The 20,586-nt window shown below is 35.5% G+C and carries 15 protein-coding genes and 1 CRISPR repeat array; of the genes, 14 read left to right on the top strand and 1 reads right to left on the bottom strand.

What is annotated here, in order from left to right:
- Positions 1-14 precede the first annotated feature (14 nt).
- From csy1 to RAM17_RS10595, 10 genes are all read left to right on the top strand, one after another.
- A complete protein-coding gene (csy1, locus tag RAM17_RS10640; protein WP_306240109.1) occupies positions 15-935 on the top strand; it encodes a type I-F CRISPR-associated protein Csy1 in 921 nt (306 codons plus the stop codon).
- Entirely contained in the window at positions 853-1,395 is a 543-nt protein-coding gene (locus tag RAM17_RS10635; RefSeq protein ID WP_306240994.1) for a type I-F CRISPR-associated protein Csy1, read from the top strand. The genes csy1 and RAM17_RS10635 overlap by 83 nt, the downstream gene beginning before the upstream one ends.
- Entirely contained in the window at positions 1,395-2,312 is a 918-nt protein-coding gene (csy2, locus tag RAM17_RS10630; RefSeq protein ID WP_110447305.1) for a type I-F CRISPR-associated protein Csy2, read from the top strand. The genes RAM17_RS10635 and csy2 overlap by 1 nt, the downstream gene beginning before the upstream one ends.
- 35 nt (positions 2,313-2,347) lie before the next feature.
- A complete protein-coding gene (csy3, locus tag RAM17_RS10625) occupies positions 2,348-3,361 on the top strand; it encodes a type I-F CRISPR-associated protein Csy3 (RefSeq protein WP_110447306.1) in 1,014 nt (337 codons plus the stop codon).
- Between the two features lie 4 nt (positions 3,362-3,365).
- Positions 3,366-3,935 carry a type I-F CRISPR-associated endoribonuclease Cas6/Csy4 gene (cas6f, locus tag RAM17_RS10620; protein ID WP_110447307.1) on the top strand — a complete coding sequence of 190 codons (570 nt, stop codon included), beginning with the start codon at positions 3,366-3,368 and terminating at the stop codon, positions 3,933-3,935.
- 272 nt (positions 3,936-4,207) lie between these two features.
- Positions 4,208-4,475: direct repeats of the CRISPR family, unit length 28 nt; unit sequence CTTCAAGGCTGCATAAGCCGTTTAGAAA.
- 981 nt (positions 4,476-5,456) lie between these two features.
- Positions 5,457-6,380, top strand: a complete 924-nt coding sequence (locus tag RAM17_RS10615; RefSeq protein WP_065651727.1) for a LysR family transcriptional regulator — start codon at positions 5,457-5,459, stop codon at positions 6,378-6,380.
- Between the two features lie 147 nt (positions 6,381-6,527).
- A complete protein-coding gene (gene rpsO, locus RAM17_RS10610; protein WP_065578587.1) occupies positions 6,528-6,797 on the top strand; it encodes a 30S ribosomal protein S15 in 270 nt (89 codons plus the stop codon).
- 317 nt (positions 6,798-7,114) lie between these two features.
- A complete protein-coding gene (pnp, locus tag RAM17_RS10605) occupies positions 7,115-9,229 on the top strand; it encodes a polyribonucleotide nucleotidyltransferase (RefSeq protein ID WP_110448026.1) in 2,115 nt (704 codons plus the stop codon).
- Between the two features lie 24 nt (positions 9,230-9,253).
- Complete coding sequence (nlpI, locus tag RAM17_RS10600; RefSeq protein WP_110447308.1) at positions 9,254-10,105, top strand: lipoprotein NlpI; 852 nt, start codon at positions 9,254-9,256, stop codon at positions 10,103-10,105.
- Positions 10,106-10,453: 348 nt separating this feature from the next.
- A complete protein-coding gene (locus RAM17_RS10595; protein ID WP_110447309.1) occupies positions 10,454-12,220 on the top strand; it encodes a DEAD/DEAH family ATP-dependent RNA helicase in 1,767 nt (588 codons plus the stop codon).
- Positions 12,221-12,270: 50 nt separating this feature from the next.
- On the opposite strand, the gene RAM17_RS10590 is transcribed toward RAM17_RS10595, so the two are convergent.
- A complete protein-coding gene (locus RAM17_RS10590; protein ID WP_110447310.1) occupies positions 12,271-13,668 on the bottom strand; it encodes an MFS transporter in 1,398 nt (465 codons plus the stop codon).
- Between the two features lie 151 nt (positions 13,669-13,819).
- On the opposite strand from RAM17_RS10590, the gene RAM17_RS10585 reads away from it, so the two are divergent.
- The 4 genes from RAM17_RS10585 (at position 13,820) to RAM17_RS10570 (ending at position 20,556) form a co-directional block, all read left to right on the top strand.
- A complete protein-coding gene (locus tag RAM17_RS10585; protein ID WP_065651730.1) occupies positions 13,820-14,116 on the top strand; it encodes a YfcZ/YiiS family protein in 297 nt (98 codons plus the stop codon).
- Positions 14,117-14,141: 25 nt separating this feature from the next.
- A complete protein-coding gene (gene sixA, locus RAM17_RS10580) occupies positions 14,142-14,585 on the top strand; it encodes a phosphohistidine phosphatase SixA (RefSeq protein WP_220000029.1) in 444 nt (147 codons plus the stop codon).
- Positions 14,564-18,049, top strand: a complete 3,486-nt coding sequence (gene recB, locus RAM17_RS10575) for an exodeoxyribonuclease V subunit beta (protein WP_110447312.1) — start codon at positions 14,564-14,566, stop codon at positions 18,047-18,049. The genes sixA and recB overlap by 22 nt, the downstream gene beginning before the upstream one ends.
- 764 nt (positions 18,050-18,813) lie before the next feature.
- Positions 18,814-20,556, top strand: a complete 1,743-nt coding sequence (locus tag RAM17_RS10570) for a carbohydrate porin (protein WP_110447313.1) — start codon at positions 18,814-18,816, stop codon at positions 20,554-20,556.
- Positions 20,557-20,586 lie beyond the last annotated feature (30 nt).

Genomic DNA, 20,586 nt, shown 5'->3' with positions numbered 1-20,586 from the left:
TATAAGGAGGGCCAATGAATAATATTTCTTGGCAAGATATAAGAAAGGTTATTATCGACTTTCTTCAGCAACGGCTTGCTAATAACAGCAGTTATAAAAGTGAACTGACCAAATTAGAAAAAGCTAAACAAGCGGGCGATCAAAAGGCTGTTAATGAATCTCAACAGAAGATGTCAGAACTGAGTAAAAGATTTGATTTTGAAAATTGGATGGAAGATGCTGCAACGCGTAGATTGTTTTGGATATCCATTTGTCACCACTCTTCTAAGGCCATTCATTCTTCAAGTTTAGGTGATAACGTTAACAATTTTACAATTACCAAACCAAATGAACAGCAATATGTATCTTCATCAACACCAACACATTTAGTAGCTGATAGTTCAGGAAATGCTGCCGGTTTAGATATATTTTCTCTATTGAATCAATGTATTAATGGAGATAAAACATTATTAGAATTAATTATTGACGATCATCCAGCTGTACTAAAAGCGCTATCTGATGATGAGCAGAAAGCAGCAATCTATTTAGCCAATTTTAAAAAAGTTATTTTTAATGATTTTGAAAAACCGAAAGCTGACGAACTTAATAAGCAACTTTATTGGCCGAATAGTGAAGAGAGTTATTTGTCACAACAAGAAGATAATTATCGTTTGCTTGTTCCTCTGCATCCCACATCTTTGTGTAATGTCGTCTATCAAAAAGTACAAACCCGCTTTTCCGAAGAAAATAAAAAAGCTCGTGAACAACGGCGCTTGAAGGGAGCCGAACATCAACCTTATTTTACTTTTCATGAGCTTGCGGTGGTTAAACTTGGAGGGAGTAATCCACAAGGGGTAAGTCAATTAACTAGTAATCAAGGCGGTCGTAATTTTTTATTACCTTCAATGCCACCTAAATTCGAGCGATTCTCGATTTCCGTCAATCAGCTTAAATAAAAAAAATGTATTTGACCATTCCTTACAGTATTTCTGTCGATTTGGTTTTCGATTATTGTTCGATATGGTTGCTGCACCCAAAAATGTAGTTGAAGAGCGGGATAACCGAAAAGATGCCTTTGCGGTTATTTTAACTTTATTGCTTAAATTTGCTCGGAATATACAAACTTCCATGCCGGCAGGTTGGAGTCGTGATTATTCGTTGCCAATGTCACAAAAACTTTGGCTTGATCCTAATCGGGCTGAACTTGAAGATGAAGAAAACTTTAAACATCAGTATGAGCAAGGTGATTGGTTAGGGGAGTTAGAGCTTGATTTTGCTTCCTGGATTCAAAAAGCCTTAAAAAAGAAATTCAAAAATATTGAAACACAATTTTCTGATGTTGAATATCGAGAATGGTGTCGTGAATTTCACGCGGCAGTAAAAGCAAGTCAACGTAGGAAGGAGGGGATCTTCTAATGGCATCTTTAAAATTCTATCTTCTATTTGACCATGTCAAAATTCATAATGCCAATGCCATCTCCAGTCCATTAACTTATGGTTTTCCGGCTATCTCTGGCTTTTTAGGGGCGATTCATGCTTTAAATCGAAAAATTGAGTCGGATGATCCTATCTATCTGGATGGTGTATTAATCGCTTGTCATGATTGTGATGTACAAGTTTATCGACCTAATAATTATGCGGATTATACATTTCGACTCACTCGCAATCCGTTAGCTAAAAATGGTGATACCCGCTCGATTATCGAAGAAGGACGGGTACATCTAGATGTGTCTTTAATTGTTGAGGTAAAAATTGAGGATCGTGAAACCCTCGATGATGTTAATGATCAAGAAAAATTTATTAACATGATAACACAAAAGCTCTATCAGCAACGTATTGCTGGTGGTCAAGTTATTGAGATTGAATCAGTAGGATTATATTCAGCTTCAGAATCTCTTGATGATTTAACTCAAGCTTTATTACCTGCTTTTGTCTTAGTTGAAGCGCAGCAAGATTTACAGGAAATCACTGCGGAGCTACAACAAAAAGATCCGAATGCCACTGCACTTGATGCATTAGTTGAAACTGCCATGTTGCACCATCATCCACAAGAAAAAGATCAGTGGCAAACCACATCGGTCAAGCAGGGACGAGGTTGGTTAGTGCCAATACCCCTTGGTTATCAAGCTATTTCACCACTGTTTGAAGCAGGAAAGGTTGAACATGCCCGTAGTAATGAGCATCCAACGCAATTTGTCGAATGTATTTATGGATTAGGTAAGTGGGTATTTCCACTAAGGTTACAAGACAATTTATCTCAAGCATTTTGGCGTTATAAATGCAGCGAACTGCAATCGAATGACGCAGATATATATATTATTAATCAAGATTAATTAAACAAGTTTAGCATTGAAAAAAGGAATGAATTATGAGTAAAGATAAAATCACCACCGCATCAGTATTAGCCTTTGAACGTAGTTTTGATATTTCTGATGCCATTTTTGCCCAGCAAAATAGCCATGATGACCAAAAATTAACACCAGTTTTATTATCTGAAAAATCTGTTCGCGGTACCATTTCGAATCGGCTTAAAAATGCTTTAGCAAATGATCCGGCTAAATTAGATGCTGAAATTCAAAAAGCTAATTTACAAACAGTCGATGTTGCAGCGCTTGATGCCGATAAAGATACCTTAGTGGTTAAATGGAGCTGTAAAGTACTACCTTTCTTAGGTTCGCCATCAGTTTGTAATAATGTTGACTATCAAGATGAGTTAACCAAAACGACTCAAAGCTATATCAAATCAGAAGGGTTGCAAGCACTAGCCAAACGTTATGCAATTAATATTTTAAATGGTCGTTGGTTATGGCGTAATCGTATGGCTGCTGAACAAATCAGTATTAGCATTACTCGTAAAAAAGATGACAAAATAGCAACGATTGAAGTGAGTGATGTTAAGCAATATCAATTAAATTCATTTGATTGTGATGACAAATCGGTAAATGACCTCGCTGCTTTGATTGAAGCTGGCTTATTAGGCAAAGAGTTTGTTATTTTCGATATTCAAGCCAAATTAAAAATGGGATTAGGGCAAGAGGTCTATCCATCACAAGAATTGATTTTGGATACTGGTAAAGAAAAAAGTAAAGTCTTGTATGAAAAAAACGGTCAAGCAGCAATGCACTCGCAAAAAATCAGCAATGCCATTCGAACTATTGATACTTGGTATGCTGAAAACGCCGAGTTTCCGATTGCCATTGAACCTTATGGTGCAGTTACCACTATGGGACATGCTTTTAGACAACCTAAACAAAAACAGGATTTTTATACCTTATTTGATAATTGGGTACTGAAAGGTGAAAAACCAACGCTTGAACAACAACATTATGTTATTGCAGTTCTGATTCGTGGTGGTGTATTTGGTGCTAGTGGTAAGGAGTAATATTATGCTTACTCACTATTTTGAACTACGGGCAATTCCACAACTGGAGATAACTGAAACTGAAGTGATTAATCAAGTTATGCAATCACTGCATCAGGTGTTAGTTAATCATCAAGGCAATATTGCGGTTAGCTTTCCTTGTTATAATGTCCACAGAACATTAGGTGGGATTATCCGGTTATTTGGCGATGAAGCGCAGTTACAACAATTTAAAACGGCCTTACAGCAGCAGGCCGTAGTTAGTGATTACACGTTAGCTTTGCCAATAGCATCTGTACCGACAAGTGTTAAAGGTTACCTACGCTTAATTCGTATCAATCCTAAAGGACAAAGTGCTTTAAGACGAGCCGAAAAACGTTTAACCGCACAAGGTAAATGGTCAGCCGAGGTAAAAAACAAAATGGTTGAAAAATGGGGCAGCCTTCATTTGAACTATCCACACCTTCATTTTGCTAGCAAAAGCACTGGGCAACATTTTATTATGTGGCTGAAACAACAAAAATGTGCAACGGCTGTTGAAGGAACATTTAATAGTTACGGACTCAGCAAAACAGCAACTGTTCCTGATTTTTAACTAAATAATAAGGGCATTATTATAATGCCCTTAGCTGCCAATAATTAACAATATTAACGGCACAAATTTTGAGGAGCGTACTTTTTAAAGCTAAAAAACTTGAGGAAGGGGTTTTTGGAACCTAAATACCATGCAGTGTTAACCCTTTTTTTTAACTAAAAATAAAATTTCTAAAAATCAATTAATTGAAAAGCCACCCAAAAAAAGGGTTTTTGCAAAGTAAAATAGACTTTGCCTTTTGCACAACAATGTTTATAGTATTTGAGTTTCTACTTCAAGGCTGCATAAGCCGTTTAGAAACTGGAACATGTCCCCGTCACCGCGATTTTACCCTTCAAGGCTGCATAAGCCGTTTAGAAAAGTACGAGGGGCACCCATAAACTGCAAAGTACCTTCAAGGCTGCATAAGCCGTTTAGAAAAGCGCAAGTTCTTTGATTTCGTCGAATGTTGTCTTCAAGGCTGCATAAGCCGTTTAGAAAATGCAAGAAGTGGGGGAAATCCCAGATGGTTACTTCAAGGCTGCATAAGCCGTTTAGAAACAACTTATCAAACGCCCAAAGTTCAAGGCTGTAAAAGTGGAAAATTTTGAGGAGCGGGGTTTTTAAGACTAAAATCCATCCGATAAATCACTAAAATTAGTTATAACATCAGCTAGGGTCAATAATAAAAGTTTATTTTTATCAATTAGTTTAGTGCTTCTCATTTAGCGACTTTAGCAATGTGCTGATAACTGAGTGAGGTTAGCATGGCAAAAGGGAAGTTTGACAAGGCTGTTTTTTTGTTAGGAACAAATAACCGCTGGTGCTTTAAGAGCGAACGCAGGCGGAAGGCAGTCACATCGTGACCACTTGCGTGGTCGCCGCGGGAGTTGGTAAAGAGGGTTTGCGCAAACCCTCTTTACTCGGACGTAATCTCCGTATAGAACTAGCTATTAAACAACAAAACGTCCGAAACTCACCGAATAAAAAAATTTGAGGAGCGGGGTTTTTAAGACTAAAATCCATCCGATAAATCACTAAAATTAGTTATAACATCAGCTAGGGTCAATAATAAAAGTTTATTTTTATCAATTAGTTTAGTGCTTCTCATTTAGCGACATGAGCAATGTGTTGATAACTGAGTGAGGTTAGCATGGCAAACAGGGATGTTTGACAAGGCTGTTTTTTTGTTAGGAACAAATAACCGCTGGTGCTTTAAAACGAACGAAGGCGGAAGGCTGTCACATCGTGACCACTTGCGTGGTCGCCGCGGGAGTTGGTAAAGAGGGTTCGCGTGAACCCTCTTTGCTCGGACGTAATCGTCGTATAGAACTAGCTACCAAATAAAAAAACGTCCGAAATCCACCGAATAAAAAAATTTGAGGAGTGGGGTTTTTAAAGCCTAAAATCTTCTAAAAAAACAATTCTACGGTATTAGGTTGCGCAAAAACAGCTATTTGCCTTTTGCTGTACATTATTCCAGACAATGTTTATAGTAGTTTATATTCTGAATTAATATTGGTTTTAATTACTAACGATATTATGAAGCTTCAACAGTTACGTTACATTTTAGAAATTGCCCGCTCAGGCTCAATCAATGAGGCTGCTAAAAATTTGTATATTACTCAACCAAGTTTATCAACTGCAGTGAAGGAGTTGGAAGCTGAATTTGGTATTGAAATTTTTGTACGGACATCTAAAGGAGTTTCATTATCGACTGATGGAGTTGAATTTTTAGGTTATGCAAAACAGGTTTTAGATCAAGCTCAGCTACTAGAACAGCACTATGCCAAAAAAGTACCTTCCAAACAACTGTGTAGCATTTCAACCCAACATTATGCATTTGCGGTAAACGCTTTTGTTAATTTAATCAAAAAGAATCATACTGATGAATATGAGTTTACCCTACGTGAAACTCGCACTTACGATATTATAACTGATGTTGCTAATTTACGTAGTGAAGTAGGTATTTTGTATCTAACTGATTTTAATCAAAAAGTTATTTTACGCTTGCTTAAAGAACATCGTTTAACTTTTAATCCACTATTTGAGGCTGATCCACATGTATTTATCAGTACCAATCACCCTTTGGCGGCTATGAAGTCTTTAACGTTAGATGATTTAGAGGATTTTCCCTATCTTTCATTTGAACAAGGCGAATATAACTCTTTTTATTTTTCCGAAGAGATTTTAAGTACTGTGTATCATAAAAAGAGTATTCATGTCAGTGATAGGGCAACGTTATTTAATTTATTGCATGGATTAAATGGCTATACAATTAGTACCGGTGTGCTCAGTACTGATTTAAATGGTTCAGACATTCTATCTATCCCTTTAGATGTCGAAGAAAAAATATTAATTGGTTGGATAACATCACAAAAAGCACAGCTAAGTTTATCGGCACAAAATTATATCGAAGCGTTGAAAAAGCTTATTCAAGAAGAGTATGGTTTTAAGCTTAAATAAGCGTTTGCGATTAATAAATCAAATTGCTATTTTAGTAAATTCCAGTATAATTGCGCACGATTCATATATTTATTATATGGATGCCGAGGAATGTCTGAATTAGAGATCGGTCATTCCATTTTTTATATTTATTTTAAGAGGTTTATTATGTCTCTAACTGTAGAAGCTAAAGCGAAAATCGTTGCTGAATATGGTCGTGGTACTAACGACACTGGTTCAACTGAAGTTCAAGTTGCTCTTTTAACTGCACGCATTAATGACTTACAAGGTCATTTTTCTGAGCATAAAAAAGATCACCATAGCCGCCGTGGTTTATTACGCATGGTGTCTAGCCGTCGTAAATTATTAGATTATTTACGTCGTAAAGACTTTGAACGTTATAGCCAATTAATTCAAAGACTAGGTTTACGTCGCTAATTATTTATCTACTTGAAAAGAGGCTTAGGCCTCTTTTTTCGTTGTGAAAATTCAAGGCTTTGATATAATGCAGAGTCCGAAAAGCTAAATAAATGCTTTGAAGATAGAAATTAATAAAATAAAAGATTGTATCTCATGTTTCGCGCGACTAATGAGAGCTCTATAGTTTATAGATTTGTCATTAGTCGTGACAGTGAAATAATCTTTTGTTTAGTATCCCACACATAGTTGAAGTGTGTATCAATATGTTCCAGCGTCATGCTGCTTCCTGTCGAAATATCAAACTTCAACGTGATTTATTACAAGAGGACATTATTTTGTTTAATCCGACATATCAAAAATTCCAATATGGTCGCCATACTGTTACTTTAGAAACGGGTATTATGGCGCGTCAAGCAACTGCTGCAGTTATGGTTAACATGGACGATACTGCGGTATTTGTCACTGTAGTTGCTAATAAAAAAGTTAAAGAAGGACAAGACTTTTTCCCTTTAACCGTTAACTATCAAGAACGTACTTACGCTGCTGGTCGTATTCCTGGTGGCTTTTTCAAACGTGAAGGTCGCCCTAGTGAAGGCGAAACATTAATTGCCCGTTTAATCGACCGTCCACTTCGTCCATTATTTCCTGAAGGTTTTGTCAATGAAATTCAAATCATTGCAACAGTGGTATCAGTGAATCCTGAAGTAAGCCCTGATTTAGTTGCTATGATTGGTGCATCAGCAGCACTTTGTTTATCTGGTGTTCCTTTCCATGGCCCAATTGGTGCTGCTCGTGTAGGCTTTATCAATGATGAATTTGTGTTAAATCCATCAGTAAAAGAATTAGCGACTAGTCGTTTAGATTTAGTTGTAGCTGGTACTAAAAGTGCTGTATTAATGGTTGAATCAGAAGCTGATTTATTAACTGAAGACCAAATGTTAGCGGCAGTGGTATTTGGGCATGATCAACAACAAGTTGTAATTGATAATATCAATGAATTTGTTGCTAAAGCGAATTGTGAAAAATGGGATTGGGTTGCACCAGCTAAAAATGAAGAGCTATTTAATGCGGTTTCTGAATTAGCTAAAGATCGTTTAGGTGAAGCTTATCGTATTACTGAAAAACAAGCTCGTTATGCGCAAATCGATTTAATTAAAGAAGAAGTGTTAGCAGCACTTAAAGAAAAAGATGAAGAACTTGACGAAAATGAAGTTATTAACATTATTGTTGATTTAGAAAGCCAAATTGTTCGTCAACGTGTTATTGCTGGTGAACCACGTATCGATGGTCGTGAAAAAGATATGATTCGTGCTCTGGATATTCGTACCAATGTATTACCAAGAACTCATGGTAGCGCATTATTTACTCGTGGCGAAACGCAAGCATTAGTTACCGCAACTTTAGGTACTGAACGTGATGCACAGATCATTGATGAGTTAACTGGTGAATATACCGAACGTTTCCTTTTACATTATAACTTCCCTCCATATTCAGTTGGTGAAACAGGTATGGTTGGTTCACCAAAACGTCGTGAAATTGGTCATGGTCGTTTAGCAAAACGTGGTGTTGCTGCGGTAATGCCAAGCAAAGAAGAATTTCCATATACTGTACGTGTAGTTTCTGAAATTACTGAATCTAATGGTTCTTCTTCAATGGCTTCAGTTTGTGGCGCATCATTGGCATTAATGGATGCTGGTGTTCCAATTAAGTCTTCTGTTGCTGGTATTGCAATGGGCCTTGTTAAAGAAGGTGATAACTTTGTAGTATTATCTGATATTTTAGGTGATGAAGACCATCTTGGTGATATGGACTTTAAAGTAGCTGGTACCCGTGAAGGTGTAAGTGCACTACAAATGGATATCAAAATTGAAGGTATCACTAAAGAAATTATGCAAGTTGCATTAAACCAAGCTAAAGGGGCACGTTTGCATATTTTAGGGGTAATGGAACAAGCGATTAATAAACCTCGTCAAGAGATATCTGAATTTGCTCCTCGTATCTATACGATGAATGTTAATCCAGATAAAATTCGTGATATCATCGGTAAAGGTGGTGCAACGATTCGTGCATTAACTGAAGAAACCGGTACTACTATTGAAATTGCAGATGATGGTACAGTGAAAATTGCAGCATCTGATGGTAATAAAGCACAAGATGCAATTGCACGTATCAATAATTTAGTTGCTGATGTTGAAATTGGTAAAATTTATACCGGTAAAGTCACTCGAATTGTTGATTTTGGTGCTTTCGTTTCAGTTATTGGTGGAAAAGAAGGACTTGTTCACGTTTCACAAATCGCTGATCATCGAGTGGAAAAAGTTGCTGACTACTTAAAAGTAGGTCAAGAAGTGAATGTTAAAGTACTAGAAATTGATCGCCAAGGTCGAATTCGTTTAAGTATGAAAGATGCAGTTGAGTCTACACCAGAAGTTACGCCAACTGCTGAATAAAATCTGATCCACTAGGAGCTTAATATGAGATTATTCAACCTGAGAATGTTGTGCTGTATTTTTGCAGTCATTATCTTGTCAGGTTGTTCTAATTCTCTACCTTTACTTGCTGTTCCTGAGCAAGTTTCGTATGATGATGAGTTGAAAATAGCTGAAATAAGTCAACAGTTATCAAGACGAGATCTTGATACTGTTTCTCGAATGCAACTGATTTTCGAACGAGGAATTGTTTACGATTCATTAGGTTTTAAAGCATTTGCACAAAGTGATTTTAATCACCTTTTAAGTTTTAATCCTGAAATACCTGATGTTTATAATTTTCTTGGTACTTATGCACTAAGAGATGGTGATTTCGATAATGCTATGATGGCATTTAATACTACACTAGAAATAGATCCATCTTATGCTTTTGCTTATTTGAATCGTGCAATTACTTTATATCGTACAGGACATTATCAAGCTGCACAGCTTGATGCACAAAAATTCTATCAATATGATGTCAACGAACCTATTCGTGTTTTATGGCTTTATTTGATTGAAAAAGAAATAGATAAACAAGCTGCCCTAGCTCAGTTGCAAAATCGTTACGATAAACTAAACGATAAAATGAGTTATGGTGGTGATATCATTGCATTTTATTTAGGTAATATTAGTGAATCTAAATTAATGCAAAACCTTCAACAAGGTGTTGAAAATGACCGGCAATTAGCCGAACGCCTATGTGAAGCGTACTTTTATTTAGGTAAATATTACCTAGGTAAAGGTAACAATGAGCGTGCCAAAATATTATTTAAATATGCTTTAGCTAATAATATTTATAACTTTGTTGAACATCAACAGGCACTCTACGAAATTAAGTTACTTGAAGAAAAGTAACAAGGGTCATGCCAGTTTTAAAAGTGAAAATATTGTTATAGCGTAGTTCTGATTTGCCCATAATATTCTCAATTATTTTTATGCTATCTATCTTTTGTATTAAATAAAGTAATTATTTAAGCAACAGTTATGCATATTTGATTGTGTGATTATTGGCAGTTAGTTATTGGGGTGAGTTGTAAATTTTCAATTTAGTGAGCTGGCATAAATTTATATAGTGTTTTATTTAGGTAATGTAATATTTTATGAGCAATATTGTAATCCTCATAAATTATCTTGATTAGTAATTATCAGGTTTGTTGCTAACTTAAAATTAAGCCTATATATCCAATTTGCAAGCGAGTTTACATGACAACAGAAATATCTTTTATTGACCTTGGTTTATCTGAGGAAATCCTTAACGCATTAAATGATCTTGGTTTTACTAAACCATCACCAATCCAAGCAGAATGCATTCCTTTACTTTTACAAGGGAACGATGTGTTGGGTATGGCACAAACTGGTAGTGGTAAAACTGCTGCTTTTTCCATTCCTTTTTTGATGAATATTGATGCTAATTTAAAAGCACCACAATTATTGGTTTTAGCACCAACTCGTGAATTGGCAATTCAAGTTGCTGATGCCTGTGCTGAATATGCAAAATATGTGAAGGGAGTAAAAGTTTTACCACTGTATGGTGGTCAACGTTATGACGTGCAATTACGTGCATTAAAACAAGGTCCACAAATTGTAGTGGGTACTCCAGGTCGATTGTTAGATCATTTAAATCGTAAAACATTAGATCTTTCAAACCTTAAAGGTTTAGTTTTAGATGAAGCCGACGAAATGTTAAGAATGGGCTTTATTGATGATGTTGAAAGTATTATGGCTACGATCCCAGAAGATCATCAAACAGCACTATTTTCAGCAACAATGCCGGCACCAATTCGTCGTATTACTAAACGTTTTATGCATAACCCGAAAGAAGTACAAATTAAAGGTACTAATCAAACTGCACCAGATATTGATCAAAGCTATTGGTTAGTACGCGGTATGCGTAAAAACGAAGCAATTGTACGTTTTTTAGAAGCTGAGGATTTTGATGCAGCAATTATTTTTGTTCGTACCAAAACAGCAACATTAGATGTCGCCGAAGTATTAGAAAAAAATGGTTATAGTTGTGCTGCTTTGAATGGTGATATGACTCAGCAACTTCGTGAGCAAACCCTTGATCGTTTACGTAATGGCCGATTAGATATCCTAATTGCAACTGATGTGGCTGCTCGAGGTTTAGATGTTGAGCGTATCAGTTTAGTTATTAACTATGATATCACTCTTGATTCAGAATCTTATGTTCACCGTATTGGGCGAACTGGTCGTGCAGGTCGTGCAGGACGAGCAATTTTATTTGTTGATAGTCGTGAACGCCGTTTACTTAAGAATATTGAACAAACAATTAAAAAGCCGATTCCTGAAGTAGCATTACCATCTAAAGAGTTGCTTGAAAAACGTCGTTTAGCGAAATTTAGTCAGAAAATTCAGCAACAATTAGAAAGTGCCGATTTAGATCAATATCAAGTGTTATTAGAGCAAATCCAAGCAGATAGTGGCGCAGATCTTGAAACGATTGCAACAGCATTATTGAGATTAGCTCAGAGTGATCGTCCGTTGATTCTACCGCCAGATCCAGTATTTAAACCATCAAGAGAATTTCGTGATCGTGATAATCGAAATGGTGAACGTCGCTTACGTGGCGATAATCGTGAATCACCAAAACGTCGTGAACGCCGAGATGTGGGTGAAATGGATATGTATCGTATCGAAATTGGTAAAGAAAACGGTGTTGAAGTGCGTCATATTGTTGGTGCAATTGCTAATGAAGCCGATATTAGTAGTCGCTATATTGGTAATATCAAACTTTATGAAACTTATTCAACCGTTGAGTTACCAAAAGGCATGCCGAAAGATATTCTTAAGCATTTTGAACGGGTTAGAGTACTTAATCAACCAATGAAAATGAGCTTGGTAGCAGGTAAGCCATCTGAAGCTAAACGTGGACGTAAAAGTAGTAAAACAGAATCTAATGACAAAGGTTTTGCGAAAAAACGTGGCCGTCCTAGCGCACCTAAGTTCTAATATTTTTTAGGTTTGCTTCTTAAGAACCTCTGCCAAATGGCAGGGGTTTTTTATTGCTTATCTTTTAGATTGTTACCTGCATTTTTCGGCAAGGTAATAAAGTCAATCATTGCTAACAAGGTCATTCCTGCTACCATTAATAGTGCTAACCTAAAATCTTCTACCATTAAACCAGTTTGGCTATGGCCATTATAGCTAGATGCAATAAATAGAAATAAAGCACTTAACACAATGCCGAGTACGTTATTTAGCTGCTGGAAAATGGTAGATAAAATGTTAGCGCTCTGTATTTCTGTTTTATCAATTTCTGAAAAACTAAGCGTGGTGATGGTAGTAAATTGAATAGAACGAGCACCACCGGAAAAGAATAGCACTAATATAATCCAGATGATAGGTGTTTGTGGCGTGAAAAGCGCACATAACACAAAACTTGAAGATAATAACAGCCCATTGATAATCAGAATTTTGCGGAATCCAAACTTATGAATTAAAGGTGTGTTTACTGTTTTAAGCAGGATATTGCCGGCAAATAATGATAGCAGTAGTGAACCTGCAGTTAACGGTGACCAACCAAAACCGACTTGAAACATTAGCGGTAAGATAAACGGAGCACTATTTAAGCCAATACGTATTAATGAACCACCAAAAAAGGTCATTCTAAATGTACGTTTAGAAAAAGCATATAGACTAATTAATGGATGTTGAGTATGAGCTAAATGATAGTAGGCAAAGATTAATATTAGGCTACCGACCAAAGATAGTGTTACGCCTACCCAGAGACTACTATTTGAATGAGAAATCATTTCAAGCCCATAAACAAATAGTAGTAGGCCTAAACCACAGGTGATAAATCCAACACTGTCAAATGTACGTTTTTCAGGTAATTCTTTGGGTAATAATCGATGAGCGAAAAATAGGGCGATAAAACCTAATGGAATATTAAGAAGAAATATCCAGTGCCATGTTAGATATTGAGCAAAGAAGCCACCAATAATCGGCCCCATTAATGGCGCAATTAAGCCTGGCCAAACTAAAATAGAAATGGTGCTGACTAAATGTTGTTTTTCCGTTCGACTTAATACCACCGTTCTGCCTACAGGCACCATTAATGATCCACCTAAACCTTGAATTAATCTTGCGATGGTAAACATGGTCAGATTAGTCGATATGGCACACAATATTGATGCTAACATAAATAAAATAATCGAAATCGAAAAGACTCGATAGGCGGTGAAACGGTTAGCGATCCAGCCACTGGCAGGTAAACCAATTGTAAGTGCTAGCATATAGGCGCTAATCCCAATAGATAAATCTTGAGGATTGGTTAAAAATGATTTTGCCATAGCTGGAATTGCCGTGGTGATCACTGTAGCGTCTAGATTTTCCATGAAAAACGTCGCAGCGACTAAAATCGCCATTTTTCGGACGTGACTATTTTGTTGCATCATGTGGTTTGATTAATTCAGAAAAATAACAATAAAACTTTAATATACGCCAAAAATTTGTGTTGTGGTAAAGGTTTTTAACATTTTGCCCTTAATTGTGATTAAGAGTATACTAATGCCATATTAATCGGTAAAACAGAGGTAGAGGTACACAATGACAGATTCTTTAAATAAATGTAAAGCTAACGAAACACCTGCATGTTGTTGCGTTGATGTAGGTACAATTATAGACAATGAAGATTGTAGTGCAGAATATGAGCATGTTTTTACATCTGAATCAGAAGCAAATGCCAAATTAGCTACATTAACTCAAGCTGCAAAAGCTGTTGAAACAGAGCCTTGTGAAATTAACAGCAGCATCGATAAAGTTGAAAATGGCTATAAATTAACAGCTAAATTTACTTTCTGCTGTGGCGCTGAATGTATGATTTTTCAATTGAAATTACGTTAATTATTCATTTATGAAAGTTTGTATTATGAGACATGGTGAGGCAGGTTTTGCTGCTTCATCTGATGCAAGTCGTACTTTAACTGATTATGGTTTAAAACAAGCCTGTCAAGCTGGACTATGGCTTAATCAACAAAATTTTAAATTTGATTTAGGGTTAGTCAGTCCTTATTTAAGAGCCCAACAGACTTTCACTGAATTATCCTCTCACTGCCGAGTTTCTCAATTGGAAACTGATAATCTTTTGGTACCTGGTGGTAGCCCTTCTCATATTGCTGATTTATTAATGACACTGCCCGATCGTGGTATCGAAAATGTGATTATTGTTTCGCATCTACCTCTAGTTGGTTATTTGGTTAATGAGTTATGTCCAGATGTATCACCGCCAATGTTTCCTACAGCTGCTATTGCTTGTGTTGATTTATCCGCCAATACGGCAGGGAAGCTAGAATGGTTTCATGTAGTGGAATAAAAAAGCTTAACTTATTTGATTTGCCTTTAACTGGTCGAACGCTAATCGAAGCGTCAGCAGGAACGGGTAAAACCTATTCGCTCGCATTTATTTATCTGCGATTATTATTGGGGATTGGTAAAAACAGTTATCCCACACCTCTTGATGTTAATCAGATTTTAGTGGTGACCTTTACTAAAGCCGCTACTCAAGAACTGCGATCTCGTATCAGGCAAAATATTCAAGAATTACGATTAGGGTTGTTAAAAGGTCATCATGATGATCCAATTTATCAACAATTAATTGATTTAGTTGATGATAGCAACCAAGCAATACAGAAATTAACCCAAGCACAACAATCAATGGATGATGCGGCGATTTATACGATTCATGGTTTTTGTCAACGTATATTGACTAGTCATGCTTTCGAATCAGGTGTACTGTTTGAACAAACATTGATAACTGATGAACAAGATCTAAAGTTACAAGTTGTGCAAGATTTTTGGCGTCACTACTTTGTTCCTCTCGACAAAGCATTAGCCTACCTGATTCTTGACTATTGGCAGGATCCAGAAAGATTGCTATCCGATATCAGACCTTATTTAAATTTTGAATTTGATGAGCAGCAAGAAGAACATATTGATATCAGTGGCAAGATTCAGCAATTTTATCAAAAATATTTTCAGCAGATCAGTCTGATCAAAAAACAGTGGTTAGATTCAATTGCCGATCTGCCAGAAATAATTGCTCAATCAGGCGTTAATAAACAATCCTATAGTAGCCGTAATTTACCTAATTGGTTGGCTAAAGTTACTGCCTGGGCGCAGATGCCAATCCGTTCATTTAAACTGCCTAGTGAGTTAACTAAATTTAGTCAGTCGATTTTAATTGAAAAAACTAAGCAAGGTAAAAATCCTCCGACTCATGCCGTTTTTGAGCGTATTGAAGCGCTATGTAATAGTTCTATTGATTTACGTGGCGAAGTTCTAATGGATATCGTTAAAGTCATTCAAAAGCGTATTTATATTCAGAAGATCAAACGTGGTGAAATGAGCTTTGATGATCTCTTAAGCCAGTTGAACCGAGCTCTACGTGCTAGAAATGGTAATCGATTAGCAGAGAGTATTGCGAAAAAATACTGTGTAGCGCTGATTGATGAATTTCAAGATACAGATCCGGTGCAGTATAAAATTTTTGATCGTATCTATAATCGTTATCCGAAAGAGACTGGGTTACTGTTTATTGGTGATCCTAAACAAGCGATTTATAGCTTCCGTGGTGCAGATATTTTTACATATCTAAAAGCAAAATCATCAACCGGTGAAAATAATTTTACTATGCAGGTCAACCATCGTTCTTCATCATCGATGGTGAATGCGGTTAATGCATTGTTTAATCATCATGATAATCCGTTTATTTTTGAAAATATTCCATTTTTACCAATGGAAAGTGCCGAACGTAATCAACAAAAAGGTTTAATTATCAATAATCAAGAGGTTAATGCTTTAACTGCATACTTATTACCTGATGAAGTTAGCTCAAAAACGGATTATCAGGAACATATCGCTAACTGTTGTGCTAAGCAGATTGTGACGTGGTTGATGGATCCGACCATTTTATTGAAGGATAAAAATGGTCAACGACCAATTACAACTGCTGATATTGCCATTTTAGTCCGTACCGGATACGAAGCTGAGATTATCCAACAAAAGTTAACCAGTGTTGGAGTTAAAAGCGTTTATTTATCTAATCGGAGTAGTGTCTTTCTGGCTAAAGAAGCACAGGAGGTCCTGTGTTTATTACAAGCAGTGCTTATGCCAGAAAACGAATCGGCTCTACGCTTAGCTTTAATGACGACACTGTTGGGTCAAACCATGACTGAACTTGAGCAAATAACCGACGATCAAGATATATGGGAAGGTTTGATAGAGGAGTTTAAACAGTATCAGATTATCTGGCAATATTATGGTGTGTTAGTCATGTTGCGCCGGATGATGAAAAAACGTCAGTTAGCTGAAAATATATTAGCTAGCCCAAATGGTGAACGTACTTTAACTAATTTGATGCATCTAGGCGAGCTATTGCAAGAAGCGGCCGACGAACTTGATAGTCCACATGCTTTGGTTCGTTGGTTATCAAGACAAATTGTCAGTCCTGATGCAAATTTAGAAAATCATGAGCAACGATTAGAAAGTGATGAAAATTTAGTAAAAATTATTACTATTCATAAATCTAAAGGTTTAGAGTTTCCTATTGTTTGGTTACCATTTGCAGCTCAATTTCGAAATTCAGATAGTCAGTTTTATCATGACAAAAATAATGACTATCAACCAACTTATGCTTGGCTATTAACCGATGAAATAAAACAACAGATTGAAGATGAACGTTTAGCCGAAGATTTACGTTTACTTTATGTTGCTATGACACGTTCAATCTTTCATTGTAGCGTTGGGTTAGCATCATTAAAAAACAGTCAATCAGCGATTGATTATTTATTAAAAGGTGACTTACGTTCAATTGCTAAATTTGCTAATTTGGTTGAATTACAATTACCTATTTTAGGTGAGCAGTATAATCCTGAATTAGCCGCCAATCTTTCACTTGCCGCCAATGTATTTAAACGTAAATTATCTAATAGTTGGCGTGTAACCAGTTATACCGAATTACAAAAGCATAATAATTTGGTTGGTCTTAATTCAACTATGATTAGTGATTGGCGTGAAAATATTCCCGAATCCGCCGATTCATTATCTACTGAAGAGCAATATGATATCCATCATTTTCCAAAAGGTGCATATGTGGGTACATTATTGCATTCCATTATGGAAAATCTAACGCCAACTAATGCCGATGATTTGTGCGCTAATACGATTAAAAAATTGAGTTTATCACCACATTGGTTAACAGTGCTAAGTGATTGGTTGCAACACGTTTTAGCAACGAAACTAAATAAAAAAACAGATCAAACTCAAGAGGGCCCGTTATTAGCCGATATATTAAATAGCCAATGTATTAATGAATTACAATTTTATTTTCCCATTCGCAGTGCAGTGACCAGTAAGCAATTAGATAGTTTATGTAAAGAGTATGATGATTTATCCAAACAATGTCCTTCATTAGATTTTGAAACTGTACAAGGTATGCTAAAAGGATTTATCGATTTAGTGTTTGAGTATCAGGGTAAATATTATATTGTTGATTATAAATCAAATTGGTTAGGTGACGGGGTGGAGGCTTATACCGAGTCAGCCTTAAATCAAGTTATGTGTGAGCATCGTTATGATCTTCAGTATCAAATTTATTGTTTAGCCCTGCATCGATTTTTACGAAGCCGTTTAGCTGATTATCGATATGAAACTCATTTTGGTGGTATTTATTATCTATTTTTACGGGGACTTCCTAAACAAGGGATATTTTATCATCGACCAAAGCAACAGTTTATAGAAAAACTCGATAAGTTATTTGATGGGATAGATTTAACTTAAATAACGAGGCACAAATATTTGTGATTTTGCGATATCTGGACAACAAAATCGTGTTGGTTTTATCGTTAACTATCTATTTATTATGATGATTTTTTTAGTCAGTACATATTCACTTTTATCATTTGATTGGTAACCGCCAATACGATAATGCATACTTATTTTCAATTATTGTAATATGGCCATTAAGTTAGCAGTTGCTGAGAATTTTTACATGCCTAAACAAATCACTTATAGATAAAATCATACACACAAATAAATATTGTTGTTCATTGTTCTTCCTGCTTTCTATCGTGATCATTTTTTTGATGAAAATACTGATAAATAATCTTTATTTTTGTCTGTTGACCATTTCAGCAATAATCAAATTATTAGATTGTCTTTTCAATAGTTTGTAGTTTAACAATTGTTAATTAATATTATGATTTTACTTGCTAAGCATAAATATTTGTTTGCTAAAAAATAGTTTTACCAATATTTTTTGTAATCGATTACATTAAATTTTATTTAAAAATATTATAAAAAACAATGAACTTTGACAGACGTAAAATATTAATGTGACAAGTGTCACATTCCAAAGATTTATTTGTTAAATGATCAAGTTTATTGGTTATAGTAAATAAGCTTATTTAATAAGCGTTGGATTGCTACCGTAGCAGTATAACGGGCAAAACCTAAAGCATAGATTATTAATCTACGCTTTAGGTTTTTTTTTGTCTCAATTTTTTGAGACTTCTTTAATCTCTATTAAATAATGAGTAGAAAAAATGAAATATTTAACTAAAGCAGTATTAAAAGTAAAACCTAAACGAATTGTTTTAATTACTTTACTTGGCTTGTGCTATATACCGAACTCTTTTGCTACTACTCAAGATGAGTTAGAGGCTAGAATATCAATGTTAGAGCAAAAATTATTAGCACTATCTCAAGAGTCAATAGATTTAAAAAAACAAGTTATTGAATCGAATAAACAACTCGCACAATTGAATAAAAATATTCAACAACAACAGGTTGTAATTAATAATCAACAGAAAACATTGAAAAAACAGAGTGTTGCTGTAGCAAATGTTCAAAACAATGCCGATTCTAAAGTTGTTACACAACATCAGCCCGCACTCGATAATCAAATTGTGTTAATTAATGACACCAAAGCAAACGGTAGTAAAGACCAGTCAACAGCAACTAAAACAATTAAAAATGCCTATACCCTTTCTGAGTTTAAAGATTTTATCAAAGATGAAATTGGTTTTTCATTTAATGGTTATTTCCGTGGTGGTTGGTCTACTTCAAAAAATGGTAAACCAAAAAATTATGCTGAAGGAGCCCTAGGTAGATTCGGTAATGAGTATGGTGGTTGGTATGATTTGGTATTCAAACAAAAGGTGTATGATGAAGATGGTCATAGGGTTGATGCCATTGTTATGATTGATGGTAATGTGGCTACGAATAAGGCTGCTGGTTTGTTTAATACCCAAGATGATAATATCATGCAGTTTTCTGATATCTATTTATCGACTAAAGGATTTATCCCAGGTTTTCCTGATGCAAATTTATGGGTAGGTAAACATTCACTTCCATATAATGAAATTCAAATGTTGGATTGGAAAACGCAAAAAACCCCTGCAGGTGGCGGAATCGGTATTGAAGGTTTAGATGTTGGCGTTGGTAAACTTGATTTAGCTTTAGTAAGAGCTGATGTTAATGTCAAACAAACTAAAAAAACCGAGGTTGTTGAGAACGGTAAAACTGAAATAAAAGAAGTCACTAAGCGTGAAGAAGTTGATTTAAACGAAGTAGAGTTTCGCTATCGAGATATTCCTTTATGGCAAGATGCAACCTTGGCGATTAATGGCCGTTACTCGGCACCAAATAAATCGAAAATCCAAGATAGTGTTAGTGTCAAAAATGCTTGGTTAGGTAGTTTTGTTCTAAGACAAAATAATTTCTTTGGTGGATTTAATCAATTAACCTTACAAACTGCAACTAATTCAGTGGCTTCTCAATTAGCTAATATTAATACTAATAACCCTGAATTTGCAGCTAATTCTGATAACGATTATATTGGTACACATACTGGCGGTAAGGCTTATCGTTTAGTATCTGAAGGTGAGGCTTATTTAGCTGATAAAGTCATAGTCGCTCACGCTTTAGCACTTACAACAGGTAACGATGTCTATTCGTATGATTTGAGTTCAGCTCATACCGATTTTACTAGTTTCAAATCGGCAATCAGACCTGCTTATATTTGGGATACTTACAATCAAAGTGGTGTCGAGTTAGGTTACTTTAAACAAAAAAATAAAGTTAAAGGTAAAAATTATACTGAGGAAGGTTTTAAAACAACACTCTTCCATTCGTTTAAAGTGGGTGAGAGCATTTTAACTTCAAGACCTGATATTCGTTTTTATGTTTCGTATATAGAATCAATGCAAAATGAAATTAGTAAATTTGACTTTAATGGCAAAGAAAACCAAATTAGCTTTGGTGTGCAAACCGAAGTTTGGTTTTAGATAATCTTGTCAGGGTGAAATATAATATTA

It is taken from the genome of Gilliamella apis, from assembly GCF_030758615.1.
GTDB classification, from domain to species: Bacteria; Pseudomonadota; Gammaproteobacteria; order Enterobacterales; family Orbaceae; genus Gilliamella; species Gilliamella apis_A.
This window is presented reverse-complemented; position numbering and strand designations above follow the sequence as displayed.